The sequence below is a fragment of the Blautia sp. AF19-13LB genome (assembly GCF_003479105.1).
GTDB classification, from domain to species: Bacteria; Bacillota; Clostridia; order Lachnospirales; family Lachnospiraceae; genus Fusicatenibacter; species Fusicatenibacter saccharivorans.
This window is the reverse complement of record NZ_QUGO01000074.1, coordinates 1-769: the sequence shown is the minus strand read 5'-3', so window position 1 is coordinate 769 and position 769 is coordinate 1. Positions and strand designations below refer to the sequence as shown.

1 protein-coding gene and 1 pseudogene are annotated in these 769 nt (G+C 52.5%); both read right to left on the bottom strand.

The window, feature by feature from the left end; translation table 11 throughout:
* A partial coding sequence (locus DWX32_RS19345) for a VirB6/TrbL-like conjugal transfer protein, CD1112 family (protein ID WP_118660898.1) occupies window positions 1-650 on the bottom strand: 650 nt, incomplete at its 3' end.
* An 11-nt stretch (window positions 651-661) separates the two neighbouring features.
* A pseudogene (locus tag DWX32_RS19340) lies at window positions 662-742 on the bottom strand (Maff2 family mobile element protein); the annotation flags it as partial.
* Window positions 743-769 lie beyond the last annotated feature (27 nt).

The window sequence follows — 769 nt, the reverse complement described above, 5'->3', positions numbered from 1 at the left end:
GGGTTCCCAAAATGCCCGCACACCGCCTTTGGATGAAAAGCGGCGCTTCTGGACGCGCGATAGATTTCCAGCATCCTGCCATACACCAAAACGAAAATGATAATTCCCATCGCCTTCATTGTGAAGCCAATGAGCGCAGACTGCAGCCACAGCCCCAAAAGCGGCCCTAAGTCCATCGTCTCCAGCGAGGTTTCCAGTTCAGCAAGCATATCCGCCGAAACATCGGTGGAGCCTTGAATGAGCCCGCCTGCCTGCGCGATGACGCTCTGTGACACATCGAACACGGCCATGACGATATTGAATGTGTTTGACAGGATCAGGATTGCACAGGCTGTTTTGAACATCCATTTATAGAGGTTCGCAACGTCAACCTCGTGCATATTGTTCTTTTCCAAAAGCATCTGTATGAGCTCATAAGTGGCAACAAAGGTCAGCACCATTCCGGCAATCGGCAGGATCACCGTTTCGGAAAGCTGTCGGATCAGGGAGAAAACCCCGGCGTGCCACGCCGCCGGGGTAGTCCCTACCTGTGCCGCAATCTCTCCGACTTGGGTATTGACAGTATCAAAAAGACCTTCGAGGTTCCCCATGATCCCGCCAATCAGAAGCTCTTTGAGCCAGTTTGTGAGCCAGTCGGTGAGAAAATCCATAAGCGCCTACCTTAAAACAGGCCAGACAGCAGAGGGATCAGTGTGGTGCCAATGACGATGATGCCGCCGCCCGCCATGAGCTGTTTTATCCCCAATTAGGTGTAAAACTCTGCTCGATG